The organism is Pelagicoccus sp. SDUM812005, from assembly GCF_031127875.1.
Taxonomy (GTDB): domain Bacteria; phylum Verrucomicrobiota; class Verrucomicrobiia; order Opitutales; family Opitutaceae; genus Pelagicoccus.
In genome coordinates this window covers 231,196-255,717 of the sequence record NZ_JARXIA010000002.1, presented here as the reverse complement: position 1 = coordinate 255,717, position 24,522 = coordinate 231,196, and the positions used below count along the sequence as shown (strand labels likewise).

The 24,522-nt window shown below is 59.5% G+C and carries 25 protein-coding genes and 1 other RNA gene; 12 read left to right on the top strand and 14 right to left on the bottom strand.

The window, feature by feature from the left end; translation table 11 throughout:
• Positions 1-163 precede the first annotated feature (163 nt).
• Positions 164-655, top strand: a complete 492-nt coding sequence (locus tag QEH57_RS04630; RefSeq protein WP_309005509.1) for a CHRD domain-containing protein — start codon at positions 164-166, stop codon at positions 653-655.
• Between the two features lie 478 nt (positions 656-1,133).
• On the opposite strand, the gene QEH57_RS04625 is transcribed toward QEH57_RS04630, so the two are convergent.
• Together QEH57_RS04625 and QEH57_RS04620 are read right to left on the bottom strand one after the other, a co-directional pair.
• Complete coding sequence (locus tag QEH57_RS04625; RefSeq protein WP_309005508.1) at positions 1,134-1,982, bottom strand: HNH endonuclease; 849 nt, start codon at positions 1,980-1,982, stop codon at positions 1,134-1,136.
• A gap of 53 nt (positions 1,983-2,035) precedes the next feature.
• Positions 2,036-2,587, bottom strand: coding sequence for a type I restriction endonuclease (locus QEH57_RS04620; RefSeq protein ID WP_309005507.1), 552 nt, complete (start codon positions 2,585-2,587; stop codon positions 2,036-2,038).
• Positions 2,588-2,984: 397 nt separating this feature from the next.
• On the opposite strand from QEH57_RS04620, the gene QEH57_RS04615 reads away from it, so the two are divergent.
• Complete coding sequence (locus QEH57_RS04615) at positions 2,985-3,806, top strand: transglutaminase domain-containing protein (protein WP_309005506.1); 822 nt, start codon at positions 2,985-2,987, stop codon at positions 3,804-3,806.
• Positions 3,807-4,090: 284 nt separating this feature from the next.
• On the opposite strand, the gene ssrA is transcribed toward QEH57_RS04615, so the two are convergent.
• Both ssrA and QEH57_RS04605 read right to left on the bottom strand, forming a co-directional pair.
• Positions 4,091-4,449, bottom strand: a transfer-messenger RNA (tmRNA) gene (gene ssrA, locus QEH57_RS04610).
• A gap of 189 nt (positions 4,450-4,638) precedes the next feature.
• Positions 4,639-5,550 carry a cation diffusion facilitator family transporter gene (locus QEH57_RS04605; protein WP_309005504.1) on the bottom strand — a complete coding sequence of 304 codons (912 nt, stop codon included), beginning with the start codon at positions 5,548-5,550 and terminating at the stop codon, positions 4,639-4,641.
• Positions 5,551-5,753: 203 nt separating this feature from the next.
• On the opposite strand from QEH57_RS04605, the gene QEH57_RS04600 reads away from it, so the two are divergent.
• Positions 5,754-7,265 (top strand): mechanosensitive ion channel domain-containing protein, encoded by a 1,512-nt coding sequence (locus QEH57_RS04600; protein ID WP_309005503.1) that lies wholly within the window; start codon positions 5,754-5,756, stop codon positions 7,263-7,265.
• 246 nt (positions 7,266-7,511) lie between these two features.
• Here QEH57_RS04600 and QEH57_RS04595 read toward each other — a convergent pair whose 3' ends face one another.
• The 3 genes from QEH57_RS04595 to QEH57_RS04585 form a co-directional block, all read right to left on the bottom strand.
• Positions 7,512-9,866 (bottom strand): glycoside hydrolase family 127 protein, encoded by a 2,355-nt coding sequence (locus QEH57_RS04595; protein ID WP_309005502.1) that lies wholly within the window; start codon positions 9,864-9,866, stop codon positions 7,512-7,514.
• A gap of 250 nt (positions 9,867-10,116) precedes the next feature.
• Positions 10,117-11,097, bottom strand: a complete 981-nt coding sequence (locus tag QEH57_RS04590; protein WP_309005501.1) for a malate dehydrogenase — start codon at positions 11,095-11,097, stop codon at positions 10,117-10,119.
• A 155-nt stretch (positions 11,098-11,252) separates the two neighbouring features.
• On the bottom strand, positions 11,253-12,314 hold the full coding sequence (locus tag QEH57_RS04585) for a 3-deoxy-7-phosphoheptulonate synthase (RefSeq protein WP_309005500.1): 1,062 nt from the start codon (positions 12,312-12,314) through the stop codon (positions 11,253-11,255).
• A 256-nt stretch (positions 12,315-12,570) separates the two neighbouring features.
• Between QEH57_RS04585 and QEH57_RS04580 the strand changes: the two genes are divergently transcribed.
• From QEH57_RS04580 to QEH57_RS04570, 3 genes are all read left to right on the top strand, one after another.
• Complete coding sequence (locus QEH57_RS04580) at positions 12,571-13,524, top strand: hypothetical protein (protein WP_309005499.1); 954 nt, start codon at positions 12,571-12,573, stop codon at positions 13,522-13,524.
• Complete coding sequence (locus QEH57_RS04575; protein WP_309005498.1) at positions 13,517-13,720, top strand: hypothetical protein; 204 nt, start codon at positions 13,517-13,519, stop codon at positions 13,718-13,720. Before QEH57_RS04580 ends, QEH57_RS04575 begins: the two co-directional genes overlap by 8 nt.
• A 130-nt stretch (positions 13,721-13,850) precedes the next feature.
• On the top strand, positions 13,851-14,165 hold the full coding sequence (locus QEH57_RS04570) for an HU family DNA-binding protein (RefSeq protein ID WP_309005497.1): 315 nt from the start codon (positions 13,851-13,853) through the stop codon (positions 14,163-14,165).
• A 123-nt stretch (positions 14,166-14,288) separates the two neighbouring features.
• On the opposite strand, the gene QEH57_RS04565 is transcribed toward QEH57_RS04570, so the two are convergent.
• From QEH57_RS04565 to QEH57_RS04555, 3 genes are read right to left on the bottom strand one after another with little or no spacing between them, the layout of a single operon-like run.
• Positions 14,289-15,221, bottom strand: coding sequence for a prepilin peptidase (locus tag QEH57_RS04565; protein WP_309005496.1), 933 nt, complete (start codon positions 15,219-15,221; stop codon positions 14,289-14,291).
• A gap of 10 nt (positions 15,222-15,231) precedes the next feature.
• Positions 15,232-16,155, bottom strand: coding sequence for a shikimate dehydrogenase (aroE, locus tag QEH57_RS04560; RefSeq protein ID WP_309005495.1), 924 nt, complete (start codon positions 16,153-16,155; stop codon positions 15,232-15,234).
• A 52-nt stretch (positions 16,156-16,207) separates the two neighbouring features.
• Positions 16,208-17,005 carry a transglutaminase-like domain-containing protein gene (locus QEH57_RS04555; protein ID WP_309005494.1) on the bottom strand — a complete coding sequence of 266 codons (798 nt, stop codon included), beginning with the start codon at positions 17,003-17,005 and terminating at the stop codon, positions 16,208-16,210.
• 353 nt (positions 17,006-17,358) lie between these two features.
• Between QEH57_RS04555 and QEH57_RS04550 the strand changes: the two genes are divergently transcribed.
• Positions 17,359-17,568: a hypothetical protein gene (locus QEH57_RS04550; protein ID WP_309005493.1), complete on the top strand. Its 210-nt coding sequence runs from the start codon at positions 17,359-17,361 to the stop codon at positions 17,566-17,568.
• Positions 17,569-17,586: 18 nt separating this feature from the next.
• Here the strand turns inward: QEH57_RS04550 and QEH57_RS04545 are convergent, their stop codons facing one another.
• Positions 17,587-17,967: a response regulator gene (locus QEH57_RS04545; RefSeq protein WP_309005492.1), complete on the bottom strand. Its 381-nt coding sequence runs from the start codon at positions 17,965-17,967 to the stop codon at positions 17,587-17,589.
• A gap of 111 nt (positions 17,968-18,078) precedes the next feature.
• Here QEH57_RS04545 and QEH57_RS04540 point away from each other — a divergent pair, with 111 nt between their 5' ends.
• Complete coding sequence (locus QEH57_RS04540) at positions 18,079-18,849, top strand: hypothetical protein (RefSeq protein WP_309005491.1); 771 nt, start codon at positions 18,079-18,081, stop codon at positions 18,847-18,849.
• Positions 18,830-20,200: an exodeoxyribonuclease VII large subunit gene (gene xseA / locus QEH57_RS04535; RefSeq protein WP_309005490.1), complete on the top strand. Its 1,371-nt coding sequence runs from the start codon at positions 18,830-18,832 to the stop codon at positions 20,198-20,200. Before QEH57_RS04540 ends, xseA begins: the two co-directional genes overlap by 20 nt.
• Here the strand turns inward: xseA and QEH57_RS04530 are convergent.
• Positions 20,197-20,610 (bottom strand): hypothetical protein, encoded by a 414-nt coding sequence (locus QEH57_RS04530; protein WP_309005489.1) that lies wholly within the window; start codon positions 20,608-20,610, stop codon positions 20,197-20,199. The genes xseA and QEH57_RS04530 overlap by 4 nt on opposite strands.
• A gap of 115 nt (positions 20,611-20,725) precedes the next feature.
• On the bottom strand, positions 20,726-20,920 hold the full coding sequence (locus QEH57_RS04525; RefSeq protein WP_309005488.1) for a hypothetical protein: 195 nt from the start codon (positions 20,918-20,920) through the stop codon (positions 20,726-20,728).
• Positions 20,921-21,241: 321 nt separating this feature from the next.
• Here QEH57_RS04525 and QEH57_RS04520 point away from each other — a divergent pair, with 321 nt between their 5' ends.
• The 3 genes from QEH57_RS04520 to QEH57_RS04510 all read left to right on the top strand — a co-directional run bounded on the left by QEH57_RS04520 (position 21,242) and on the right by QEH57_RS04510 (position 22,871).
• On the top strand, positions 21,242-21,709 hold the full coding sequence (locus QEH57_RS04520; protein ID WP_309005487.1) for a hypothetical protein: 468 nt from the start codon (positions 21,242-21,244) through the stop codon (positions 21,707-21,709).
• A gap of 55 nt (positions 21,710-21,764) precedes the next feature.
• On the top strand, positions 21,765-22,274 hold the full coding sequence (locus tag QEH57_RS04515) for a glycine zipper domain-containing protein (RefSeq protein ID WP_309005486.1): 510 nt from the start codon (positions 21,765-21,767) through the stop codon (positions 22,272-22,274).
• Positions 22,275-22,418: 144 nt separating this feature from the next.
• Positions 22,419-22,871, top strand: coding sequence for a peroxiredoxin (locus QEH57_RS04510; RefSeq protein WP_309005485.1), 453 nt, complete (start codon positions 22,419-22,421; stop codon positions 22,869-22,871).
• Here the strand turns inward: QEH57_RS04510 and QEH57_RS04505 are convergent.
• A complete protein-coding gene (locus tag QEH57_RS04505) occupies positions 22,868-24,502 on the bottom strand; it encodes a family 20 glycosylhydrolase (protein ID WP_309005484.1) in 1,635 nt (544 codons plus the stop codon). The genes QEH57_RS04510 and QEH57_RS04505 overlap by 4 nt on opposite strands.
• Positions 24,503-24,522 lie beyond the last annotated feature (20 nt).

Sequence of the window (24,522 nt, the reverse complement as noted above, 5' to 3'; positions counted from 1 at the left end):
GGATGCCCTAGCTTATGGGGCCTAATAACGATGCTTCGCAAGTTCTTGAAGGGGTGCGTGTACGGGGATTGGACCACCAGACGGGCCAGCTTTGGCACTGCCGATGCTGTAGTGCTCCTGTACTCATCGCTATCTCTGCGTTTGCAACTTAACCCAACCAAATATGAAAAAATTAGTCACCCTCATCGTTTGCCTGACTTTTGCGGCAGCGTCCCAAGCTGTTGTTTACAATCTAGAAGCTACCCTGAGTGGGACTCAGGAGGTTCCGCCCAATGCTTCCCCAGCGACTGGCTCTGCCACCATAACTTACGACGATTTCACCAAGGTGCTTTCGTGGGCAATTAATTGGTCCGGACTTCAGGGTACGCTCACTGTCGCCCACTTTCACGGTCCAGCTGCCGCAGGGGTTAACGCAGGCGTCCGGCTGCCTTTGCCTTTGGTCGGGAATTCTTCCATCAGCAGCGCCGTAATTTCAGATGCGGAGGCAACCAATTTGCTGGCTGGCAACTGGTACATCAACGTTCACACGGATCAATTCCCGGGCGGGGAGATCCGCGGTCAAGTTTACCGAACTCCCGATGCCGGATCGACAATCGCCCTCCTTGCGGCGGGCTTGCTAGGATTGGTGGCGCTTCGTCGCAGGTTCATGCGGTAGTTGCTAATCGAATACCGACACTCACAGGGCCACCTCATGCAGGTGGTCCTTTTTTTATCTGCCGCCACTGGGGGACGTTCAAGCGAAACCGCTCGCAGCGCCGATTGCGCACCTACATCTTTCTGTTAGGGTGAAGTCTGCTTCACTCTTCAAAGGGTGTCTCGGAGGGTGCATTTGCCGAGTTTTAGCTGTATTCAAAGATCCATGCAGGAAGGTTGATTTTCCCCCTTTTTCGGTGTTTTCGGCTTTAGATCGACGGGTCGAACTAGCGATGATTCGTCCAATGGGAAATTTGCTCCGAGTAGCTGAGCTTTTCAGCTTGGCGGGTCTTGTTGAACTTGCCTCCGGCGAAGTGGTGCGGCGGAACTACGCGGTCCGAGCTTCCACCACCGGGGATGCGTTCGTCCTTGCTTGTCAGCTTCGCCTGAATCGTCGCACTCCCGACTTGCCGGCCGAACAAATATTGTACCGCTTACGCTTAGGCCACAAAAACGTGGGTGCGATGGTATTCCAAGAAAGCCTGTGAGGGTGTAAACCGGACGGGTAGGGCGATTCTTTTTCCTTCGAACTGCAGAAAGTTCTCTGAGATAGAAGTCACGGACGTGAGATCTCGAATATTCTTGGATACGACAACCCTAAGTTTTTCATCTAAGGTGATGAGGCCTTTGTCGAAAGCGGCGTCTTGGGTTTTGGCGAGGCAGAGCCCGTTGCTCGGATTGAGTTTTTCTTCGGCATTGCTCAAAGCCCAGGGTTTGATGTGGCTAGCGGTTAAGAGTGGGGGCAGGGGATTTCCAGTTATGCAGCAGGCGCTTCGGTAGTTCTGCAGCGTCATTTGACGGAAGACGTTCTGGTTGAAGCGGGCTTTTATAGTGCGGAGCGTTTCTTTGCCTTCCTGGCCTTGCCAATTCTCAAGAAGGTTCTTGGGGATCGTAAGCTTTCGCTCGAGTTTTGCGGATAAGTCTTTCGCGTCGCCTTCGAAAGAAGCGTAACGCTCCAATAGCACGCTCTCATAGGCATGTTGAATCAAGAACTCCTGATACGCTCGGATGGCGGCCGTGCAGTAGCCGTTTTGCAGGTAGCTTCTGGGGATCCCACGAACCACCCAAATGCTTTTCCGTCCGAGGTGCTTTTGCTGGTTGGTGACCTCGTACAGCTCGTTGAGGCGACTGATGGAAGTGACGGAGTAGATGTCCTGGCAGTCCTCGAAACCGAGCGGTTCGTATTCAATCATCCGCGACAAATGCTCAAGAGCCTTGAGGTAGGAGCTCGCCTTCCCGCTGCCGGGAAGGTTGATGGCTTCAAGGTGCTGTTGGAAGAGTTGTCGCATCGAATCCGCTAAGGGGGATTTGAGTTTTGAAGAATGCCTCTTGGTGCCTGTGGTCAGTTCGGTGACGAGCGCAGTGGGGAGGTTTGTGGCGGTGGAGTGGGGCTTTTGCCGGAGCCATCGTCGTAGTAGTCGTAGGTGGCGATTTCCTTTTGCTCGTCGGTGTAGCCTTTGGAGCATCGATAGCGTTGCCAGAGCTCCTCGAGGGAGAGAAATTGGTCGAGGGGGATCTCGCGTTCGACAGGATCGGAAAGGTCGGTGCGATCATACTCGAGGAAGTCGTATCCGTTTGACGAATACGCGAAGGGGATGTCGAGAACTTTGGCGTATTCAAGGACTTGTGACATGCCATGGCCGAGCGCATGCTTGTTGTCCTTGGCCTCGATGACGGCGAGGGGAAGGTTTAGTTTATGGAAGAGCAGGTAGTCGGCCTTCTTGGCTTTGCCGCGATGGATGGATTTGCCTCTTACGGTGACGCGACCGGCCGTGAGGTAATGCTCCTCGAGGACTTGCGTCATAGTATCCCAAGAACCTTGCTTGTCCTTGTCGATGGCGGGAGTTATGAACTTGGTGCGGATATCGGCTTCTGTGAGGGCTTTTTTGTTCATTTCACTCGAGTGGATGCTCAGAAAAAAGGCCCTGAGTGTAGATTTGCGAGCTAAAGGTTTTTACTTAGGAGCGATTTCTTTGGTCTGAGGAAAATCGAGTTTACCGAAACGTATCTTACAGTGGATGTCTTAGGCTCGCGTATCATGTGCTATTCCTCGTCTATTCGGTCAGCTGTTGCCGGATCGTGTATCCAGTAATCAGAGCTAGCTCAAGGTTGGGGCCCTTCGACACGCTCAGATCTCTTCGTCGAGGATGATCTATGCTTCTAAAGGAGGCTCTGGGGCGTTGTTGCATGGCTGCTTCCGCGACTGGGGGGCAGGCAGCGGGGATTGTGAGAGCTAGGGGTAAATTTCCGGCGGGTTCTGTCGAATGAGTCTGTGGAACTGACTCTTTGATATGGCTGCGCGAAAATATGGATCTGGATACACGCCAACGGTGAGGGAGCTGGCTTGGTTCGGTGCGTGGAGCTTGCTGGTGCTCGCCTTGGTTTACTTGGCCAAAACCCATTTGAATTGGGAAGCTCGTTCGGACGTGGCAGAGGTTGACGCCAGGGGAATGGTCGCGGCCGAGCCCGTTGAATTGATTGGTCAGCCGCAGATCGAATTGGGAGAGGCGGCAGTTTTGGAGGTGCCGGTTTCGGAACGCTCGAGTGGCCATGCGGTGACATTGTCGTCGAGCGCGATGTCTTCAGTGTTGGAGAGTTCGAGCGTGGAAACGGTCGCGAGCGGTAAAGGAGGCTGGAGACCGGATAGTGCGGAGGTCGCAGGGGATGCGCGACGGATCAATCCGGAAGAGGTGCGGTGGCTTCAGGAGAGATTGGACGCGTTGGAGTCTGGGGTGACTTCGCTGTCCGTTAGCGAAACCTATGAAACGGTACGGAGGATTGCTCGGAGGGTGGGTGGCATTCCGTATTCGGCACAGTCGCACGGTTGGGGATTGCCGGAGGAGACCTTGCGTCGCAACGAAGGGGATTGTGCAGACAAGTCGCTGCTCTTGGCTGAGCTATTGGTGAAAGCGGGAGTCGAGGAGGTTGCCCTGTGTATTGGCGTATCCGAAGACTACCTACCTGGCGAGCCGGGGCACGCATGGGTGCAGGCGATGATCGGGAAGCGGCTTTGGCGAATAGAATCGACCAATGGTCACATGCGAGTGGCGAACTCGGACTGGATCTTGGACAAGTTCGAGCCAGTGGCGACGATCTGGCGAACGAAGGATTAAGGCCTAGGTCGTGACCGTTGGAATCGCCCCAAAGGGCGATGCAATCAAGTGCGTATTAGGAAATGGCTACGGTGGATTGTGTGTCCTCCTGCACTCTGCGAGTTTCCGCCTTCGACAAGACTTCTTACTGGCGGAGCCAGCCGAAGCCGTGCGCAGAAGCGTTATGCGCAGGAGAAAGCGCTTGCGCAATGAGGTCTGAATGGGCCCACCGTCGTCGAGACTATGGCGGGCAGCCTTCGCCAAGACTTCTTACTGGCGGAGCCAGCCGAAGCCTTGGCGAAGGCTGGTGGAGGTGGCGGGAGTCGAACCCGCGTCCCTCGAGCCTTCACATAAGGCGTCTACATGTTTGTTTTCGTTTTTGATCTCGCCTCTCGGTCGCGACGAAACCGCGCTACCTTCGAGGCCAGCCTCTTGGTGAAGTACGGCCGAGGCGCAAGAGGCGCCCGTTCTCGGCTATGCTCGCTGGTCGTCGCTCCGCTCCGCCTAGCGAGTATCGGCGGGGGAACGTAGCGCTATATTAAGCAGCTAGAGGCATTTCTTCGTGTGTGCCATTTGTGTTTTTGATAGACGATTTAAGAGGCCAACTATCATCCTCTACATGCAGCCAGATGCTCCAACTTGAGGTCGAATCCGGAACACCCCCATTAGCCAGCGTCGCTGGTAAATCGCGAAAAAGTGAATGGGTGAAGTTGGAATCGGAACTTCGGTTGTGGTTGCCGCTTGGGAGCGGCGTCTTGACTGGAAGTCAAAGAACAGGCCGCCGAATGTGGCGGCCTTTTTTTAGAAAGCAAGTTTTTGCTTGGGTTCCCGCTGGGCGCAGCGAAACGGGGTCCTAGTGGGAGGCCACGAGGCGGGTTTCCTTGCGCCGGGAGGCTTCGGAGGCGCGCTCGAACTCGAGGGTGCTGTGGGTGATGGAGAAGCGTTCGGCGAAGAGGCCTTTGAGCTGCCGCTTGATGTCGCGCTGGCGGTGGGTGATGTCGTCGTAGATGACGACGTGGGCTTCGAGGGCGCGGTGCGACTCGTCGAGCTCCCAGACGTGCAGGTGGTGGAGGTCGTTCACGCCGGTGATGGATTCGGCTTGCTCCTTGACCTGGGTGAGGTCGATGTCTTCGGGAGTGGCTTCCATGAGGGTGCGGCTGGTCTGGGCGAGGCGCTTGAGGGAGCTGAGGATGATGAAGGCGGCGATGGCGAGGGTGAGCAAGGGGTCGATCCAGGTCCATCCGGAGAGCAGCATGAGGGCGCCTCCGAAGAGCACGGCGAGGGTGGGGGCGGCGTCGGCGAGCTTGGGCTGGAGGGCGGCCTTGAGGTTGAGGCTGCTTTTCGTGGTGGCCCAGAGCAGGCCGACGGTGGTGAGGTCGACGAGCAGGGCGATGCTGGCGCCGAAGACGACCCAGCTGCTGGCGACGGGCACGGGATTTGCGAAGCGCTCGATGGCGTGGCTGACGAGGAAGAGCCCGATAATTACGAGCGCGGTGAGCTGGATGAGGGCTCCGATGAGCTCGGCCCGGCGGTAGCTGAAGGTGTACTTGGCGTTGGGGCGCTTGCGGGAGATGCGTTTGGAGATGGAGGCGACCACGAGGGAGGCAGCATGGTTGGTGTTGTGCAGGGCATCGGCGAGCAGGGCGGCGCTGCCGGAGAGCAGTCCGGCGACGAATTGGAAGACGGATAGGCCGAGGTTGGCGGCGATGCTCCAAGGCTGCGGGCGCGACTGGGCGTCGGCTTGGGTTGGGTGCTTGTGTGGCATGGCTTTGTCGATTCGGTTTTCTTGTCTTTTGCAGGGTGGGTTTTGCAAGCTGCATGGGCCCGGGGCGGTCTTGCCCCGGGCGAGCCGCTTTTCATCGTTGCATTACAAGGTTCGCGCCAACTGGGGTGTTTAAGTTAGAGAAGGGGCGGGAGTTATGGAAAATCTCAGTTGCGGGCGGGGCGGGGTTGGGTAGGGTTTGCTCTATGTTTGACCTGTTTACCCCATTGTTGCTTCAAGCGGAGTCTTCGAAGAGCGCGACTTGGTCCGAGATGGCTGAGCAGTGGATCGTTTCGGCCTGGGAGTCGTTTCGCGGCTTGCTGGTAGGAGAGGACCTTTATATCCAGCTCGGGGCCATCGCGGGCGTGGCGGCCCTGGCCTACGTGCTGCACTTTGCCTTGAAGCCTTTGTTTCGGAAGGTCACGGAGGCGATCGAGGAACGGGACGACTGGGTGGAGTCGGCCATCGACTGGGTCAGCGACAACTTTTTCCGCATTGCCTTGGCGTCCTTGCTTTGGTCGGTGTCGATCTACTTCGACGGGCGCAACGAGCAGCTGGCGGTGGTGGCGGCTCTGGAGTCGGGTCAGCCGGCGGCGGCCGTGATGGCCGAGGGGCAGGTGGCGGCCGAGAAGGCGGTCGAGGCCAAGAACTACATCCTTTTGCGGGCGGCGGCCAGCTTGGCGACCTTGATCCTGCTGTCGGGGGCGCTGCCGCGTCCGATCCGTACGCGCGCCTACTTCAAGACGCTCTATTTCGTGACGGCGGTGCTGCTGGTGTTGAATTTGCTGGGGGTTTGGGAGGTGATCCGCGATGGGCTGGATAGCCTGCAGGTGCTGCCGGTGGCGGAGGGCGAGTCGACTCGGGTGACGGCCTTGACGATCGGTAAGGGTATTTTTGTAATTCTAATCCTGATACCGCTGACGGGCTGGGTGATGCGTTTGGGAGAGGGGCGCGTGAAGAAGTCGCCCGCTTTGACGCCGGCTTTGCAGATGCTGGTAATCAAGGTGTTGAAGGCGATGGTCGTGGTGGGGGCGATCCTGTTTGGGATCAGCTCCATGGGGATCGATCTTTCGGCGCTAGCCTTCATGGGGGGGGCGGTCGGCCTGGGCTTGGGCTTCGGCTTCCAGAAGGTGGTTTCGAACCTTATCAGCGGGGTTATCCTGCTGAGCGATCGCTCGATCAAGCCGGGCGACGTGATCGAGGTGGACAACACCTACGGCTGGATCAACAAGCTGAGCGCTCGCTACGTGAGCGTGATCACGCGGGACGGGATGGAGCATTTGATCCCGAACGAGACTTTGATCACGGAGAAGGTGACGAACTGGTCGTTTAGCGACGACCTGGTGCGGGTGCGGGTGCCGTTTGGCGTGTCCTACCATGCGGACGGGAAGAAGGTCATGGAGTTGGCCAACCGGGCGGCGGCCGAATGCAAGCGCGTGGTTCGGGACAAGCCGCCTAGCTGCTGGCTGTTGAATTTTGGCGATAGCTCGGTGAACTTCGAATTGAGAGTTTGGATACGAGACCCTGCGAATGGGTTGGGCAGTATTCGCAGTGAAATTTACATGCGGTTGTGGGAGCTTTTTAAGGAGAACGATATCGAGATCCCATTCCCGCAGCGCGACATCAACCTGCGCGGCGGCAAGCCGATCGAGGTGGTGATGAAGCAGCCTGACGCGAAGCCCGAGGAAACGGCTGAAGCGAAGCCTCAGGAGAGCTAGCGGGGACGTTTGCTCGCAGGGTGCGCCTTCCTTTGGGGAGGGCGCGAAGGGGATTTCGCGGAGGGTTTGGGATTGTTGGGTTTGGGGCGGTGGAACGCTCGCGGAGATGATCTTGCAATGCGGCGTGCCCGGCGGTCACGCCCTACCTTTTGGGGAGGCGTAGGGGGAGGTTGTGGATCGTGTTTTTGGGGAGGTGGAACGCTGGCGGGGATGATCTTGCAATGCGGCTTGCCCGGCGGTCACGTCCTACCTTTTTTGACGGCGTAGGGAAATGCCGAATACCATAGGGCTCGGGCGTTGGTCTATGGTTTGGATGCGTACGGTGAGTGGCTTGCCGGGAGCTATCAGTTCGGCGGGGATGGGGAAGGCGATCTCGTCGAAGCTGTCGGGGTGCTGGGCGGAGAGCTCGAGAGCGCCGATTTTGGTGCCGTTTACTTGGATGCTGCAGGCTTTGCCCCATTCGCTGCCGAGATACTTAAGGGCGATCTCGAGGGGAGCGTCGCCGGGCTCTCTCATCGTGTATTCAAACCATTGGGACGTTTCGCGGTAGCGTTGACCAAGTTGAGCGCCGCTGCGGGCGTCTTCTCCGCGGTAGTCGTGCTCGACTTCGGATTGTTGTTCGCCGGGGGCGATGCTGTCGAGGGTGCGGGCAGCGAGGGCGAGCTGGATTGATTCCTTTCGGGCGAGTTCGTCCTGGATGCGGGCGTAGCTCGAGGCGTCGACGCTTTGCCAGTAGGTGGTGTAGCGGGTTTCGTGGATTTGGTGGAAGGGCTCCAGGAGGATGGGGCGGTCGGGGGCGGGGCGGATGTCGCCGCTTAGCTGGAAGTGTAGTGGCTGACCGGTTACGAATTTGGCTCGGGAGGCGAGTTCGTGGGAGTCGCCGATGAGCATGGGGGCTTGGTCGAGCGGGAGGTAGGCGCCGGGGGCGATGTGTTCCATGCGGCCGTCGCCGGCGAAGAGGCCGGGCGTTTCGCCTTCGGACACTCTTTGGGCGAGCACTATGGGGCCGTAGAGAAAGGAGAAGAAGGGGGATCCGTCGGGGAGTTGCTCGGCGCGGATTTGCATGGGGAGGTTGATACGGAGGGTGTCGCCCGCTTCCCATTGTCGGGCGATGCTGGCGTATCCGGAATCGTCTGCGGAAACGGGGATCGCTTTTCCGTTGAGGGTGATTTGGAAGGCGTCGGTGGTCCAAGCCGGGCGGCGGATTTTTAGGGCGAGCTTCTTTTGGGCGGGGGCGGCGTGGATGGTTATTAAGGTGGAAGGGGATTGGGGAAAGGTGGTGGTTTGGCTGAGCTGGAGGCCTTGCTCTTGCCAGTCGAGCGAGCTGGCGAGGAAGAGGTTGAGGTAGAGGGTGTCGTCCTGCTTGGCGTATACGAACTCCGAATACCGACCTGGGTTTTCGATGCCGGAACCCACGCAGCACCAGAAGGCGTTTTCCGGAACGGAGTAGACGCGGTAGTGACGGGGACGCATGGGGGTGAAGTAGACGAGGCCGCCGGTTTGTGGGTGCTGGGCGGAGAGGATGTGGTTGTAGAGGGCGCGTTCGTAGTAGTCTACGAGGGAGGCGGAGGGCTCAGCCTGGTAGAGCAGGGTCGTGAGGCGGAGCATGTTGTGGGTGTTGCAGGTTTCGGGGCCTTCGCGGGATTCGAGCATGATGCGAAAGTCGTCGGCGGGATGGAAGTGTTCCCGCACGGAGTTACCGCCGATGGAAACGGAGCGGTGGTTGACGACGGTGTCCCAGAAGAAGCTGGCGGCTTGGTGCAGTTCCTCGTCGTGGGCTGCGAGGGCGGTGCGCTGGAAGCCGATGACCTTGGGGATTTGGGTGTTGGCGTGGAAGCCGGTGAGCTTGTCTTCGCCGGCGAGGAGGGGATCGAGCAGTTCGCGGTGGGTGAAGCGGTAGGCGAGCTCGAGGTAGCGTTTGTCGCCAAGTTTTTGATACATCTCTGCGAAGATCTCATTCATGCCGCCGTGCTCGGCGAAGAGCATTTGCTGGAGCTGCGCTTCGGTGAGCTTGGAGGTGACCGCGTAAGTCCAGTCGGCGAGCTTTACGAGGAGGTCGCGTGCTTGTTCGCTGCCGGTGACGAGCCAGGCGTCCTTGAGTCCGGCGTAGGTTTTGTGGAGGTTGTACCAGGGGACCCAGGCTCCGTTGAGAGAGAAGCGGTCGGCTTTGATCTGGCCGGCCTCGAGCTGGGCGATGAAGCTTTGGGAGTTGGGCACGCCGCCGAGGTAGCCGGTGCCGTGGGCGTCTTGGCAGCGCTCGAGTTCGCCGAGCATGTAGTGGAGGCGTTCGAGCAGGAGTGGGTTGTCGCTTTGCAGGGAGAGGGTGGCGTAGGTGGAGAGAAAGTGTCCGGCGGAGTGGCCGTCGAGACCGGAGGATTCCCAGTTTCCATATTGGGGAGCTTTGGGTTCGAGGCCGGCGGCGATGTGGAAGGGTGCGAGCAGGCGGTCGGGATCGTGGGCGAGCACGTAGTCGACGTTGGTCTCGATGGATTGGCGGAAGGGGCCGGCCTCGATGGTGACGGCGCTGGGATGGAAGAGCTCGGCGGAGGGGAGCGAGGCGTGAACGGCGAGGAACGTAATGGCGATGGCAAGGTTTCGCATAGGACTGGCGTTGGCGGTTTGCTTGGCTGCGAGCGCTGCTTGGCGGGGCTCTTTTGGAAGCGGACGCTAGGGCAGGTGGCGGGGCTTTGCCAGTCGGAGGCTTGGCTGGGGGGCTTAAACGTTAAGTGGAGTTTCTGGGTTCTAGGTTTTGGGTGCTGGGTGTTTGGGAGCTGGGGTTGGGGGTGGGACGAAAAAAACGCCAGTCGCGGAGGCGGCTGGCGTTTGGGGGAGAATGTGGTTGGGCCGGAGCTTAGAGGAGGTCGGAGACCATCTTCTTTTCTTCGAGCAGTTCGGCTTCGGTTTCCTTGATCTTCTGTTGGCTGAACTCGTTGATCTCGAGGCCTTCGACCACGGAGAGCTTGGAGCCGTCGCTCTTGATCGGGTAGGAGTAGATGAGGCCGGGCTCGATGCCGTATTGGCCGTCGGAGCAGATGCCGACGCTGAACACGTCGTCCGAAGCGGTGGGCTTGATGATGTTGGCGACGGTGTCGATGGCGGCGTTGGCGGCGGAAGCGGCGGAGGAGAGTCCGCGGGCCTTGATGATGGCGGCCCCGCGCTGCTGCACGGTGGGGATGAAGTCGTCCTTGTACCAGGCTTCGTCGGTGATGACGTCGGTGGCTGCCTTGCCGCCGATGGTGGCGTCAAAGTAGTTTGGATACATGGTGGAGGAGTGGTTGCCCCAGATGGCGAGGTTCTTGACTTCGGCGATGTCGACGCCGGCCTTGAGGGCGAGCTGGGTCTTGGCTCGGTTTTCGTCGAGCTTGGTCATGGCGAACCAGCGATCCTTGGGGACGTCCGGCGCGTTGTTCATGGCGATGAGGCAGTTGGTATTGCAGGGGTTGCCGACGACGAGGGTGCGGATGTCGGAGGCGGCGTTTTCCTGGATGGCCTTGCCTTGGGAGGTGAAGATCTTGCCGTTGATGCCGAGCAGGTCCTTGCGTTCCATGCCGGCCTTGCGGGGGACGGAGCCGACGAGGAGAGCCCAGCTGGCGCTGTCGAAGCCTTCGTTGAGGTCGCAGGTGGGGACGATGCCTTTGAGGAGGGGGAAGGCGCAGTCTTGCAGTTCCATGACGACGCCTTCGAGGGCTTTCATGGCAGGCTCGATTTCGATGAGCCGTAGCACGACCGGCTGATCCGGCCCGAGCAGTTGTCCTGACGCGATGCGTACGAGGAGGGAGTATCCTATTTGGCCGGCGGCGCCGGTGACTGCCACGTGTACTGGGTTTTTCATAGCGAGCTCGAAGCTAGGCGGGCTCGTAATGAAGGCGAATCAAAAGAACAAGCCGCGCTAATAAATAGCGCGGCCTGTTGGGGGAGATTAGCTGGGCTTCAAGCGACCTTAAGCATGGCGTACCAAGACGGCGCGCCGGGCGCTCGGACCTGACCTTAGGCGGATGCGAAGCGGGCTCCCATCTTCTCGTAGGCGGAGAGGATGGCGGCTTCGGTGGTTTCCCAGTCGATGCAGGCGTCGGTAATGGACACGCCGTAGGCGAGCTCTTCCTTGGGCGCGGGGAACTTTTGGTTTCCGGCGTGCAGGTTGCTTTCGACCATGACGCCGATGATGGAGTCGTTGCCAGCGGTGATCTGCTCCATGATGTCGTCGAGCACGATGGGCTGGCGGTTGTGGTCCTTGTTGCTGTTGCCGTGGCTGCAGTCGACCATGATGGCGGGAAGCAGGCCGGCTTTCTTGAGGTCGGCTTCGCACTGGGCGACGCTTTGGGAGTCGTAGTTGGGGCCGCCGCTGCCGCCGCGCAGGACGACGTGGCAGTTGGGGTTGCCCTTGGTGGTGACGGCGGATGCTTGGCCGTCGGTGTTGATGCCGAGGAAGGTTTGGGAGCCGCTGGCGGCCTTGATGGCGTTGACGGCGACGCCAACGGTGCCGTCCATGCCGTTCTTGAATCCGAGGGGCATGGAGAGGCCGGAGGCCATCTGGCGGTGCGTCTGGGACTCGGTGGTGCGGGCTCCGATGGCGGCCCAGGACACGAGGTCCGCGATGTACTGCGGGGTGATGGGGTCCAGGAGCTCGGTGGAGGTGGGGAGGCCGAGGTCGATGACTTTGCGTAGGAACTCGCGGGCGACGCGCAGGCCTTTCTTGATGTTTTCGCTTCCGTCGAGGTCGGGGTCCATGATGAGGCCCTTCCAGCCGAGGGAGGTGCGGGGCTTCTCGAAGTAGACGCGCATGACGAGGCAGATGCGGTCCTTGACCTTTTCGCTCAGGGCGGCGAGGCGTTTGGCGTATTCGAGGCCGGCTTCGGTGTCGTGGATGGAGCAGGGTCCGATCACGACGAGAAGGCGCTTGTCGCCGCCGAAGATGATCTCGTGGATCTCGTCGCGCGACTTTGAAATGAACTCCGCTTGCGCTTCCGTCTTGTCGTACTCTGAGATGAGCTGACGAGGGGTTGGGAGAGCGTCGGTGCGAGTGACGTTTATGTCGGAGGTGTTCTTCACTGGAGGCGTTATTGGTGAAGCTGGCAGCAAATTTCAAATGGAATTCCCCTAATTCTGCAGGAAAGGGGGTGGAATTTGGGCAAGAAAAAGGCGGATCGCCTACCCCTAAGCGATCCGCCACTCGTTTTCTTAGTTACCCCAAAATTCTCGCTAGGCGAGAAAGTGTTTGTTGTTGCGGCGACTTGATGGAGCATTTTTTACCTCTGTCAAATATAAATTCGCAGGCGTTTGCGGAATCGCGCAGCCTGTTTTTCCCATGCCTAGATCACGTTATTTCAAGTACCAAGCCGGGGCGCAGTTGAGCGTTTGCGGACCGGATGCCCAGGAGTTTTTGCAGGGGCAGTTTTCCAACGATCTGTCCGCCATGACGGTGGACCAGGTGGTTTACGGGCTTTGGCTCAACCGCAAGGGGAAGATCGTAGCGGACAGCTTCGTCCTGCGCCGCGGGGAGGACCAGTTCGTCCTGCTGAGCTATTTTTGCGGAACCGCTGCGATCCACGAGCGGCTCGATGCCTACCTCATCATGGAGGACGCGGAGCTGGAGGCGGCGAGCGAAGGTCCGCGCGGAATCAGCGTATGGGGCGAAGCGGCACAGGCCCGGGCCTGCGCGGCGCTGGGGATCGAGCTTCCGAGCGAAGGCGCCTTTTGCGAAGGGCAGGGCCCTGTGGTTGCGTTTTGGGGACGCCGTGGCGCGGAGCCCGTCTTGGAAATACTCTTTCTAGAAGGGAAGGGAGGGGCGGAGGCTCGTATTGAAGATGTGGATGCGTGTTTGGCTGAACTCGGGGCCGAGGCATTGTCGGAAGATGAGCTCGCGGCGCTGGCGATTGAAGGAAAGACGCCGCAGATCGGGCGTGGGTTTGGGGAGCTGGATTTGCCGCAGGAGCTCGGACTGGAAGTCGACGCGGTTTCGTTTCGGAAGGGCTGCTATCTGGGGCAGGAAGTGATGGCTCGCTTGCATGCGATGGGCAGGGTGCGCAAAGGATTGCGAATTGTGGGTATCGAGGATCCCACTACTTTTTCCCAGGCGGAGTTGCCAGTGGACCTGCTGGACGATGCCGGCAAGCGGCAGGGGCAGCTGCGCTCGGTGGCGTATTCGAAGTTTGGAGGCGTGGGGTTGGCGGTCGTCAGCAGCGGTTTCGACGGGGCTTGCTTGCGGGCTGGAGAGGTGGAAGTGAGCTTGCGGAGGGAAGGAGACGCGAGCGATGACTGAGGTCGAACAAGTGGCGGCGGCGCTGCGTCAGCTCGGCGCCGAGGAGGCTCAGGCTCAGGTTATGGCGGCTCAATTGATCAAGCGGGCGGGCCAGATCGCGGAAGAGCGAGGGATCGAGAAGGTTGCGGCATTGGCTGAGCTTTTGCGTTTGGTGAAGGCTGGCAGGGAGGGCGAAACGCACGAACCCAGTAACTAAGGGGGCTGGAGGCCCATATTTATCGCGAAAACGGCGCGTTTTGTTTTGACCGATCAATTTTGCCGTATTCAGTTATCCCTCGAATCTATCTCTGGTTCTACCCTAACATAGCTATAATAATACTCCGCATATGAATAAATCTGAACTTATTGCCGAAATCCAAAAGAATCTAGGAGACTCCTCCAAGGCTGAAGCTGAAAAGGCTTTGAGCGCCGTGTTGTCCTCTATCAAGACTGCTGTTAAAAAGGCGGCCAAGGAAGTTAAGCTCCGCGACAAGGATTCCAAGGACGCTGTTGCAATCCAGCTCGTTGGTTTCGGCACGTTCTCCGTGGGCAAGCGTTCCGCTCGCACCGGTATCAACCCGCTCACCAAGGAGCCTCTCAAGATCAAGGCTAGCAAGAACGTTAAGTTCAAGGCTGGCGCTGGCTTGAAGGAGCAACTCTAGTCTTCGACGCTTAGAATTTAATGAGACCCGTGGTTTAATCGCCACGGGTTTTTTCGTGCCCGCAGCTTGGATACAAATGCGAAAGCGGGGGGGACGTCGCTGAGATTGCCGGAGGGCCGGCTTTTAGAGGCGTTGCGAGATCTCGCGGTAGAGCGTTTCGAACTGGGAGAAGTATTGGAGGACTTCCGTTTCAAGCAGGAAGGCGTAGAGCAGGGCTCCGCCGGAAAGCATGGGGCCGAAGGGTATATGGCGTTCTAAGCTTTGGTCGTCGTCTTCGCTTTCCGTTTTGGGGGTGGCCGGGACGGATGGTGTTTCCGTTTGGGGTCGGAACTTTTTGACGATGCTCCAAAACAGCAGGCCGATGCATCCCAGCAAGGCACCGCCGAAGATGGAGAAGATGGCTCCTTGCCAGCCGAGGAAGGCGCCGATGCCGCCGAGCAGCTTGACGTCGCCGAAGCCCATGGCCTCCTTGCGCAGTATGGCTTCGGCTAGGAGGGCGATCCAGAGGATGGTGGCGGATCCGATGAGGATGCCGATGGCGGAGTCCAGGGCAGCCTTGACGCTGGCGAATGCGAATTCGCTTCTGGCGACGTCGTGTAGTTCTGGAACCAATACGGAAAGTCCGAAGCCGATGGCGGCGAGGCCGATGGAAAATCGGTCTGGGATTTCCATGTGGTCGAAGTCGATGAAGCTGGCGCAGACGAGCATGGCTGAGAACAGCATGAGGCAGAGCGCCTTCAGTGGGGAGTGGGAGAGCCAGGCGGCGAGGAAGAAGAAGCCGGTCAGGGCTTCGACGAAGGGGTAGCGAAAGCTGTAGGCTCCGCCGCAGCAGCGCGCTTTTCCCCGCAGAATGAACCAGCTGAGGATGGGGATGTTGTCATACCATGCGATGGCTTGTCCGCAGGCGCAGGTGGACCCTGGGCTTACGATGGATTTACCTGCAGGTATTCGATAAATGCATACGTTTAGGAAGCTGCCGACGATCGCTCCCATGACGAATGCGAAACTGGGCATGAGCCAGGGAAACTCTCCTTCGATAAACTGCAGCGTATCCATCTTTTGCGGGCTAGTGGCTTTGCAGAGCTTGGTTGGCGGCCGCTTGCATGATATCGGCGGGCGCCTCGGCGCCGGTCCAGATGGAGAGCGACTTGGCTCCTTGATGGACGAGCATGGCGAGGCCGTTGCCGGCTTGGCCGCCGGAAGCGACGACCGCCTTCATGAGGGCGGTGGTGGGCGGGTTGTAGATCATGTCGAAGCAGGTCGCGTTTTGCGGTATCTTGCTTTCGGGTATCGGCGTGGGGTCCTCTGGCTTGAGTCCGAGCGAGGTGGCGTTGACTAGGAGAGCGTTTTGCGGGAGGGAATCGATAGCGTTGGGGGCGAGGGCCTGCAGGGGGATGTTTGCCGCGCTTGCGATGGGAGCGAGTTCGGAAATGAGCTGCTGGAGCCGATCTTGGTTTCGGTTGACGATAGTCAGGCTGGCGCAGCCGGACTGGAGGGCTTGGATGGCGGCGGCGCGGGCGGCTCCGCCGGCGCCGAGAAGGATAAAGTCGGAGCCAGCGATTTCGCGGTCGAGCTGGATCTTGATGCCTTGGGCGAGGCCGTAGCCGTCGGTGTTGTAGCCGGCGTATCCAGTTTCTTGGCGCTTGAGGGTATTGACGGCGCCGATGGGCTGGGCGGCTGGGTCGATGCTTGCGACTGCGGGGAAGGCGATTTCCTTGTGGGGAACGGTGAGGTTGAGTCCGGCGAAGCCTTTGCTGTGGAAGATGGGGAGGGCTTCGAGGAGCTGCTCGGGCTGGATCTCGAAGCGGAAGTAGCGCCACTGCGCGAGCTCCGGCTGCGATGTGGCGAGCTGCGCGATGGCGGCGTTGTGCATCTGCGGGCTGATGGAGTGGCGTACTGGTTGTCCCAATACAGCTAGGCTGGTGCCGGGAAAGTTCCAGCGGCGCAGGTCTTCGAGCGTGTAGGTTTCGTCGGCTGAGTAGCTGAGCATCGGAGCTATCGTTGCGTGCCCGCTTTCTCAGGCGAGAAAAATATTGCCCGGATTACTTGCTGGGGGAGGCGCTGTGAGCGGTCTGGAAGTCTTGCACGAAGCTGGCGAAGAGCTGGGATTGGCCTTGCTGTCCGGCCGCAGCGTAGTGGTTGGCGAGATTTTGGCAGCAGCGCGTGAGGACTTCGCGGATGGGGCTGGGGGCGATGTTTCCGAGTTGGGCGGCGGAGAGGTAGCCGCTGGAGTAGTCGAGCAGCTGGCCCGGCGCGATGAAGTGGCCGCGCTTGAAGGCATCTATATAGAAGGGGAGGTCTTCCTCGAAGGAGCCGACCAGGAAGTGTCCGGGGTAGGCGATGGGGTCGAGGTCGGCCCCGACGCGTTGGCCGACGAGGAGGTAGAGGATGGAAAGGGTGATGGGGAGTCCTTTTTTCGTTTCGAGGACTCGGTTGAGGAAGCTGTTGTCCGGATTTTCGTAGTCTTCCGCGTTTCCGCGGAAGCCGAACTCGTGGAAGAGGACGCGGTTGATCATCACGCAGCGTTCGCGCGGGGAGATCGGGTTGGCGATGAGTTCTCGGCAGCGGTTGGCGATGGCGTCGACTTGGGTGCAGATGTCCGCGGCGGTGACTTCCGGGTAGGCGACGCGGCAGAGCATGATGATGCCGGTTTCCAGTTCGTAGTTTTGGGAGCGGATGAACTTGCGGAACTCTTCGCTCGGGTTGGCGTTTTCCACTTCGCGCAGGATGCGCCGGGCGTGCAGGGCCAGCATGCGGTTGCTGCCGTTCGCGAGTTCGTCGAGGAAATCGCAGGCGGGGGTGCCGATTTTGGTGAGTTCTGCGACGAGTGCCTTTTGCACTACGGGACTTGGGTCGTCGAGCAGGCTTCTGAAAGCGTCACGCCTTTCTGTTGTAAGGTCGATAGGTGGCACATCTTTTAGTGTGGCGATCGGCGGGGGATTGGCAATCGGTTTGGGCGCGGATTTGCGAGAATTTTAGCGGCGCTGCGAGGCTGGGTGTAGTTGCGGAGTGGGGATGGGGGAGGGCGCGGAGCGTTTTCCCTGCCGCGGGTATCGGCGTTTGGATGAGAGCTTGCTAAAAAAGCGCGAAAGGGGCGGTCTCGATTTAAGTGAAGGTCGTAGACGCCGTTTAACGTAATGGGGATTATTGAATCCACCGAAACAGAACGGATTCTGACAAACATCACACGAGCATGGAACAGCTCTATCCAAGAAACATTTTAGAACGGCACTATCCGATCTTGCGCGAGCAGCGCGAGAGGGAAGAGCGCGAGGAAGAGGAGGAAGCTCACCAGTCATCGGCTGGGAAGTCTCCTTACTTTAGCCCGCGCGAGCCTTCGCTGCACGAGAACGAACCGCTACGTGGCGGGTCGGTTGGGCGTACGCTGAATACGATCGCCTAGGATCGCGAAAACGAGCGGCTAAGCTTCGAGCCCGGATTGTACGGTCTCGATCAGCTGGCTCGTCGAAAACGGTTTGGAGATCAAGCCGGCTATTTGTCGGTCGCCCAGTCGTTCCTTGATCTCTTCGCCGAAGATGCCGCTCATGGCGAAGACCTTGAGGTCGGGGGAGACGAGGCGCAGCTTGTCGTAGAGGTCTTCGCCGTAGCTGTCTTCCAGGTTCATGTCGAGCATGCAGGCGGCGATGGAGTCTTTGTTGCTTTCGAGCACGGCGAGGGCTGTTTTGGCGTCCGAAGCTTCGAGGGTTTCGATGTCGATGCTGTTCAGGATCGCTTGCAGTACGGCGCGGATACCTTCCTCGTCGTCGATTATCAAAATAGCTCCCTTTGCTGCTGCTTGCATAGGTGTTTTTGTTCGGTTAAAATCTCGTTAAGTAAAGCCCTTACGGCGAGATTGTTTGAATTTAGCGCAAACGCTTAGAGGCGAAAATTGTGAAAACCCTTACGTCACCACATGGTGAATACGGAGCGCTTTAGCGTCGCTCGGATCGGCGGGACTGGACGGGATAGTTTTGTTGCTTTCCGCAACCCGCTGTGGATGGTCGGTGGGGAAATGACGCGACTTCAGTTCAAGATAGCGATCGCCTCGGCGCTCTTCGTATTTGGCGTGCTCGGAGCGTGGGCGCTTTGGCGTTACCGCGAGTACCTGAATCGCGAGCAATTGATGGCGGTGGTGGAGTCGTTTGCGGCGATGGGGCCTTGGGTGTTCTTCAGTCTGATGGCGGTGCTGCCTTTGTTTTGGATGCCCTTGTCTCCGTTTTTGATTTTGGCGCCGGCCTTTGGGATCGAGACGGCGATCGTGGGCTCCACCTGCGCCTTGACCTTCAACGTGCTCATTTCTTGGTTTGTATCCGGAAAGTGGTTTCGTCCGCTTTTCGAGCGGTTGGTGAACCGCTTCGGTTATTCGGTGCCGGACATCTCCGGTCGGCGCATGCTGGGGTTCGCCTTGTTGCTGCGGATCACGCCCGGGGTTCCGTTTCCGCTGCAGAACTATTTGCTGGGCTTGGCTGGGATGCCCTTGGGCCAGTATTTGGCGGTGTCGCTGCCGATCATCTGGATCATTTCCTCGAGTCTTATCTTGCTGGGCGAGTCGATCATGAGCGGCAATGCGCGTTTGGCGATCATTGGCATTTTTGTAGCGGTAGCTGTGGCCTTGGGCTTCCGTTATTGGAGGGGTAAGCTGGAAGCGAAGAACGGTATAGGAAATGGCGAAGCAGAAGCTTGAAGAGCTCTTTGACGACGTGCCCCGGGTCTCGGTCTCGAAGTACACGGCGGCTATCAAGAAGATTTTGGAGGGGCGGATTCCGCCGGCCTGGGTGATCGGCGAGATCTCGAACTTGCGCAGCCAGAGTTCGGGGCATCTGTACTTTTCGCTGAAGGACCCGGGGGCTCAGGTGCCGGCGGTGATGTTTCGCGGGCAGGCCTCGCGGCTTGGCTTCGTTCCGAAGGAAGGGATGCAGGTTTTGGCCCTGGGCGAGATCAGCGTGTACGAGCCGCATGGCCGCTACCAGTTGATCGTGCGGGAGATGCAGGAGAGCGGCGAAGGTCGGCTCTTCAAGGAATTCGAGCGGCTGAAGCGAAAGTTGGCGGACGAGGGCTTGTTCGATGCGGCCCGCAAGAAGCCCTTGCCGGCTTTGCCGTTGCGGGTTGCGATCGTGACCTCGCCTACGGGAGCGGCGCTGCAGGACTTTATCCGGATCTTGAAGCGTCGCTCGTGGGGCGGGCGCTTGCACGTGTTTCCGGCAAAGGTGCAGGGGGCGGGATCCGCCCAGGAGATCGAGGAAGCGATTCGCTACGTGAACGAACTGGGTGGCTACGACTTGCTGGTGATCGCCCGTGGCGGTGGAAGCATCGAGGACCTGTGGTCGTTTAACGAGGAACGCGTGGCTCGCGCTGTATCCGAATCGTCGATACCGGTGATTTCGGGAGTGGGGCACGAGATCGACTTTACCTTGGGAGACTTCGCTGCTGACGCTCGGGCGGAGACGCCGTCCGCCGCGGCGGAGATGATTAGCAGCTCCTATATCGAAACGGTGGACCGGCTGGAGGCGGCTCGGGTGGGCTTGCGCGATGCGGTGGACGAAGGGCTGCGGGAGTACCGTCGGGAGGTCGATCGCTTAGGCCGGGCCTTGAAGGCGGTTTCGCCTGTATCCGCTTTGGAGCGGGCGTTTCTGCGGGTGGACGAATTGAGCTCCCGCTTCGGGGCGGCTTTTCGCGCGGCGGTTTACGATCGCCGGAACGAGTTGCGGGCTTTGGACGAGCGTCTGCGGGCTCAGGACGTGGGGAATCGGATTTCCCGTTTGCGCGAGCGGCTCGATCGCTTGGAGCGTCGCCTGGACCGAAGCTTGGTGGAGCGGGTGGTGGCCTTGCGCTCGCGGCTCGACGTGGCGGGGGCGACCTTGCGGGCGATCAGTCCGGAGGCGACCTTGAAGCGTGGATACGCGATCTTGGAGGACGAGTCCGGCAAGCCGTTGGCGTCGGTGTCTTCGGTCAAGAAGGGGGCGAGCTTGCGGGCGTCGCTAAGCGACGGGCGCCTGACCGTGTCGGTGGACGCGGTGGAGGCGAAGGACGTTTAAGCGGCGACCTGGATCTCGTCGAGGACGTGGGTGGCGAGATGGATGTTCGAAACCTTCAGGATGAGGCGGGAGCTGGATCCTTCTTCGTCTACGCTGGCGTACATGTAGTCGATGTTGATGCCGGCTTCGGAGAGGGCGCGGGTAAGGAAGGCGAGCTTGCCCTTGCTGTCCTGGGTTCGGATGGAGAGGACTTCGTCGATTTCTACGGAATGGCCGGCTTTTTCGAGGGATCGCTTGGCTGCGACGGGATCGCAGGCGGTGAAGCGGAAGCGTCCTTGGTCGCTGCCTTCGGATACGGTGAGAGCGTTTAGGCTGACGTCGTGAAGGGCTAGGGTATCGCTGAGGGCGGCGATGGCGCCGGGGGTGTTTTCGATGGAGATGCTAAGCTGGGTCTTGATTTCGTAATTCATGGGTTCTGGGCCGGCTATGGAGATCCTTGTTAGAGCGAGTGGTTCCTTGGGTGAGGCAAAAAGAAAACCGGAGCGGTGGGCTCCGGTTCGAAAAAGCTAGTTTTATCGGTAGAGCTCAGTCAAGTGGGGAGCCGAAGGAGAGTCCGCGGCGCGTGAAGTAGCGGGCGATCCGGTCGTGGCGTACCAGGCGCTGCAGCTGCGGGCGCTTGAAGCTAACCGATTTGGCGGCGGCGTTGCCGTTCGAGTCGGCGAAGCTGAAGATGCGAAGCGGAGGATTGAAGAGGGTAGTTCTGGTTTTGAGTTCGTTCATTTGAGGTTTCTTGAGTTAGGACTGAAATCTAAGGGTAGGTCCTTGTTCTGTAAAGAGTTGGGGAGGCATTTTCCGTTAATTCGACGGGTTTGATCAGATTTTGACTAATCTCTTGTTAAGACGCCTGAAACGGGACTTGGTTGCGCGAGCCTTGACTAAAACCTGCGGTTTTTCTCTAGTGATAAACTCTGTTACCCCATTTCCGTTACCGCTATGAAACATTTGGCTTTCCTCTCCTTGCTTGTGTGCAGCTTTTTAGTCCTGGTCGGGTGCGCTTCGAGCAAGCGTCCGACGGTCCATTTCCCGGCCGGACATTCGGGGATGGCCCATAAGCTCGAGAAGGGAAGGATCGTGGGGGTGCGGGATGTGGTGATCGACGGGCAGTCGAGCTTGACGGGCGCGACGCTGGGCGGGGCAGTCGGCACGGCGGTCGGGGTGGCGGCGGTAGGGCCGATCGAGGACCAGCGGGACCTGCGCCAAACCATCGGCACGGCGGCGGTCGGCGGGGCGGTGGGAGCGATCGTGGGGCAAGTAATAGAGAAACGGCTGACGGAGCGGCGCGGGCAGGAGCTTTCGATCGAGATGGAAGGGGGAGAGCGGCTGGTGGTGGTGCAGGAGCTCGGCGAACGGAGCTTCGAGGAAGCGGAAACGGTTTACGTCTACACGACCCGGATGGGAAACTCGCGGGTGTTTCACGAGGACGAGGATCCGTACATGGATCCGGATACCAAGGCCTATATCGTGAACGACGAGCTGGAGGAGGCGGAGTTCGAGCCCGTCACCTGGTGAGCGTTTCGTTACTTGCCTGAATCCAAGCCTAGGCTTGCTACGTAATATCTTTTCGATGGACAAGAACATCGCAAAAGCGACGCGCTTGATGGCGCGAGTATCGGTAGGCCTGGCATTGCTTCTGTCTCTGCAGGGGTGCGTTTCCAAGGCTTACCAGACTGTTCCCCGCACGACGTCCGGAAAAATCCAGCAGGTAAACAGCGGTACCGTCGTGGCAACACGGACGGTCGTGATCGATGGGGAGGCCGGATACCTTGGCCGCACCAGCGGAGCGATCGTGGGATCGGCTGTTGGCCAGACTGCTGGCAAAGGGACTGGACGAACCTTAGCGGCGGCGGGTGGGGCCGTCGTGGGAGGGATCGTGGGTGGAATGGTCGAGAAGGAGCTTAGCAAGAAGGTAGCTCAAGAGTTGACGGTGGACTTGGACGATGGCCACACGGTGGTGGTCGTGCAGGAAACCAAGGACGTCGGATTCGTGGAAGGAGATCGCGTAAGCGTAACGCACACCCCTTCCGGGGAAGCCAATGTGTCGCATGCCCACTACGAGACGGACGGAATCTACTGAAAGGTATCGAGAGTTATGGAGTGCGGTGGGAACTGCTAAACTCTAGCTCTAGACAAGCGGAGACAGGTTTTGGCCTGTCTCCGCTTTTTCTTTATTGTTGAACGTGTGAAGGCAGGCGCGGGCGGCGTTCGTTCTTCCCTAGGTATGAGCTTGAAGATAGGGGACAAGGCGCCGGGATTCCGGTTGGAAAGTACAGGTGGGGGATTCGTTTCCTTGGAGGATTTGAAGGGGAAGCCCTTTGTCCTCTACTTTTATCCGAAGGACTTCACCTCGGTCTGCACGAAGCAGGCCTGTTCCTTTCGGGACCAGTTCGAGCATTTGCGGGAACTGGAGGTACCGGTGTTTGGAGTGAGTCGCGACAATTTGGACACGCATGCTCGATTCAAGCAAGAGCATCAGCTGCCCTTCGAGCTGCTGGCGGATGTGGATGGCTCGGTTGCCAAGGCGTACAAGGCGCGGATTCCGCTCGTAGGCGTTAACAAACGAGTGACGTATCTGGTAGACGCGGAGCAAGCGATCGCGGCGGTGCACGACGAACTGCTGGGGGACGAGTCCCACGTGGCTGCGGTGCTGGCGGCTCTCACGCAGCGGTCTTAGTTTGAAGGGAAGTGGGAGACGCTCTCTTCGAGGCCTCCGGGGCGATTACGGGCAAGCCAATAATGGCGGTAGCGTTCGATGTGATCCTGAGGAAGGGGCGGCGGGCTTTGATAGGAGAGGAGGGCGATCCCCTTTTGGGCGGCGTAGGCGAGGAGGTCGCGAGCGAGCGCCAGTTCACCGTTTGCTTGGAGGGCTTGGAGCGAAGCGAGGGCTCGAGCGAGCTCTTCGTGGCGGAGTTGCTCCTTTAGGGCGGCGTAATCGGCGGGCTTCGCGAAGAGGATCTTGTTGAGCCAGCTTTGGTTGTGCAGGTAGCTCGAGAAGCCGCTGGCTATTTCGCTGAGGCGTAGAATGGTCGCGTATTCAGATTTCGATACGGGATGGGGAATGAGCTGGGTAGCGGCGGCTTCGAGCTCGAGGGGGCGAGCGCAGTCGGCGTTCCAGGCGCGTTCGGCGGCAGCGAGGATGGGGACGATGCTGAGGAGGTGGGACTGCTGGTGCCCGTTGTCGCCCCAATCAGTGAGCAGGAGCCCTTGGGCGGAAAAGCGTTGGGCGTTGGTGGCGGCTTGGTCGATATTTGGGAGGGCGGTATAGAGGCGGCCGCCGATGCTGTTCCAGGTGGAGGTGCCGGGCACGACCATGAAGGTGGCCTGGGCGCGGCGCATTGCTTGGCAATGGTCGGCGAAGGGGTGGTCAACTTCGTAGCCCCAGAGAAGAGCGGTAATGTCTGGTCCTAGTTCGGTGGCGAGTTCCGGTTGGTTGATGATGATGTCGCCCCAGAACTGCATGGAGTAGCCGCGGTCTCGTACTTTTTTTTGGATACGCAGCAGGTGGTCGAGATAGACGCGGGTTTTGCCGCGTGCGGCGACTTCGGCTGCGGAGTAGCCTTGGCCGAGCTCCCAAGGCTCGTCGCCCCCCACGTTTAGCTGGCGGCTGGTGAAGTTGGGGAGGAGCTCCGCGAAGAGGGAGTCGACGAAGTCGGCGGTTGCGGCGGTGGGCTTCAGGGTGCTGCCGTATTGCTTCCAGCCGGCGATGGGGTGCTCGAAGCCGCGAGGAGATTCGGCGAGATGATGGTACTCGGGGTGGCGAAGCCAGCGCTCCATGTGTCCGAAGCTGTTCTGGTTGGGGACGAGTTCGATGAAGCGCTCGCGGCAGTAGGCGTCGAGCTCTTGGATGTCTTGAGGCGAAAGGGGAGATGCGTCCTGCCAGACGCGTGGGTGTTCGCGGTAGGCGAAGGTGTGCTCGGTGTAGAGCTGCAGTTGGTTGTACTTGAGGGAGGCGAGGAGGTCGACCAGTTGGAAGAGCGATTTTTGGGTGGGGACCTTGCAGCGGGAGATGTCGAGCATGTAGCCGCGAACGGGAAGGTCGGGCCAGTCCGAGATTTCGAGGCAGGGGATGTTTCGAGGGTACTGGTTTAGGATTTGTTGGAGGGTGGCCTGGGCGTGGTAGGCAGCCTGGGGCGTTGCGGCGTCGATTTGGATGCCGTCGGGCGAAATGGATAGGGTGTATCCGTTTCCTGGAGCTGTCTGGCTTTGGGTGGAGACAGGGGCAGCCGGTACGGCAAGTTCGCCAGAGTGGAACGCGAGGCGCTTGGGAAAGGGGAGAAGGTTTATCCTTTTATCCGCAGAAGTCACAGGCGTATGGGATGATTGGG

Bases quoted from the DNA above. Each gene is read 5' to 3' on its own strand.
- QEH57_RS04630 (WP_309005509.1), top strand. From the start codon at position 164: ATGAAAAAATTAGTCACCCTCATCGTTTGCCTGACTTTTGCGGCAGCG.
- QEH57_RS04625 (WP_309005508.1), bottom strand. From the start codon at position 1,982: ATGCGACAACTCTTCCAACAGCACCTTGAAGCCATCAACCTTCCCGGC.
- QEH57_RS04620 (WP_309005507.1), bottom strand. From the start codon at position 2,587: ATGAACAAAAAAGCCCTCACAGAAGCCGATATCCGCACCAAGTTCATA.
- QEH57_RS04615 (WP_309005506.1), top strand. From the start codon at position 2,985: ATGGCTGCGCGAAAATATGGATCTGGATACACGCCAACGGTGAGGGAG.
- QEH57_RS04605 (WP_309005504.1), bottom strand. From the start codon at position 5,550: ATGCCACACAAGCACCCAACCCAAGCCGACGCCCAGTCGCGCCCGCAG.
- QEH57_RS04600 (WP_309005503.1), top strand. From the start codon at position 5,754: ATGTTTGACCTGTTTACCCCATTGTTGCTTCAAGCGGAGTCTTCGAAG.
- QEH57_RS04595 (WP_309005502.1), bottom strand. From the start codon at position 9,866: ATGCGAAACCTTGCCATCGCCATTACGTTCCTCGCCGTTCACGCCTCG.
- QEH57_RS04590 (WP_309005501.1), bottom strand. From the start codon at position 11,097: ATGAAAAACCCAGTACACGTGGCAGTCACCGGCGCCGCCGGCCAAATA.
- QEH57_RS04580 (WP_309005499.1), top strand. From the start codon at position 12,571: ATGCCTAGATCACGTTATTTCAAGTACCAAGCCGGGGCGCAGTTGAGC.
- QEH57_RS04575 (WP_309005498.1), top strand. From the start codon at position 13,517: ATGACTGAGGTCGAACAAGTGGCGGCGGCGCTGCGTCAGCTCGGCGCC.
- QEH57_RS04570 (WP_309005497.1), top strand. From the start codon at position 13,851: ATGAATAAATCTGAACTTATTGCCGAAATCCAAAAGAATCTAGGAGAC.
- QEH57_RS04565 (WP_309005496.1), bottom strand. From the start codon at position 15,221: ATGGATACGCTGCAGTTTATCGAAGGAGAGTTTCCCTGGCTCATGCCC.
- aroE (WP_309005495.1), bottom strand. From the start codon at position 16,155: ATGCTCAGCTACTCAGCCGACGAAACCTACACGCTCGAAGACCTGCGC.
- QEH57_RS04550 (WP_309005493.1), top strand. From the start codon at position 17,359: ATGGAACAGCTCTATCCAAGAAACATTTTAGAACGGCACTATCCGATC.
- QEH57_RS04545 (WP_309005492.1), bottom strand. From the start codon at position 17,967: ATGCAAGCAGCAGCAAAGGGAGCTATTTTGATAATCGACGACGAGGAA.
- QEH57_RS04540 (WP_309005491.1), top strand. From the start codon at position 18,079: ATGGTGAATACGGAGCGCTTTAGCGTCGCTCGGATCGGCGGGACTGGA.
- xseA (WP_309005490.1), top strand. From the start codon at position 18,830: ATGGCGAAGCAGAAGCTTGAAGAGCTCTTTGACGACGTGCCCCGGGTC.
- QEH57_RS04530 (WP_309005489.1), bottom strand. From the start codon at position 20,610: ATGAATTACGAAATCAAGACCCAGCTTAGCATCTCCATCGAAAACACC.
- QEH57_RS04525 (WP_309005488.1), bottom strand. From the start codon at position 20,920: ATGAACGAACTCAAAACCAGAACTACCCTCTTCAATCCTCCGCTTCGC.
- QEH57_RS04520 (WP_309005487.1), top strand. From the start codon at position 21,242: ATGGCCCATAAGCTCGAGAAGGGAAGGATCGTGGGGGTGCGGGATGTG.
- QEH57_RS04515 (WP_309005486.1), top strand. From the start codon at position 21,765: ATGGACAAGAACATCGCAAAAGCGACGCGCTTGATGGCGCGAGTATCG.
- QEH57_RS04510 (WP_309005485.1), top strand. From the start codon at position 22,419: ATGAGCTTGAAGATAGGGGACAAGGCGCCGGGATTCCGGTTGGAAAGT.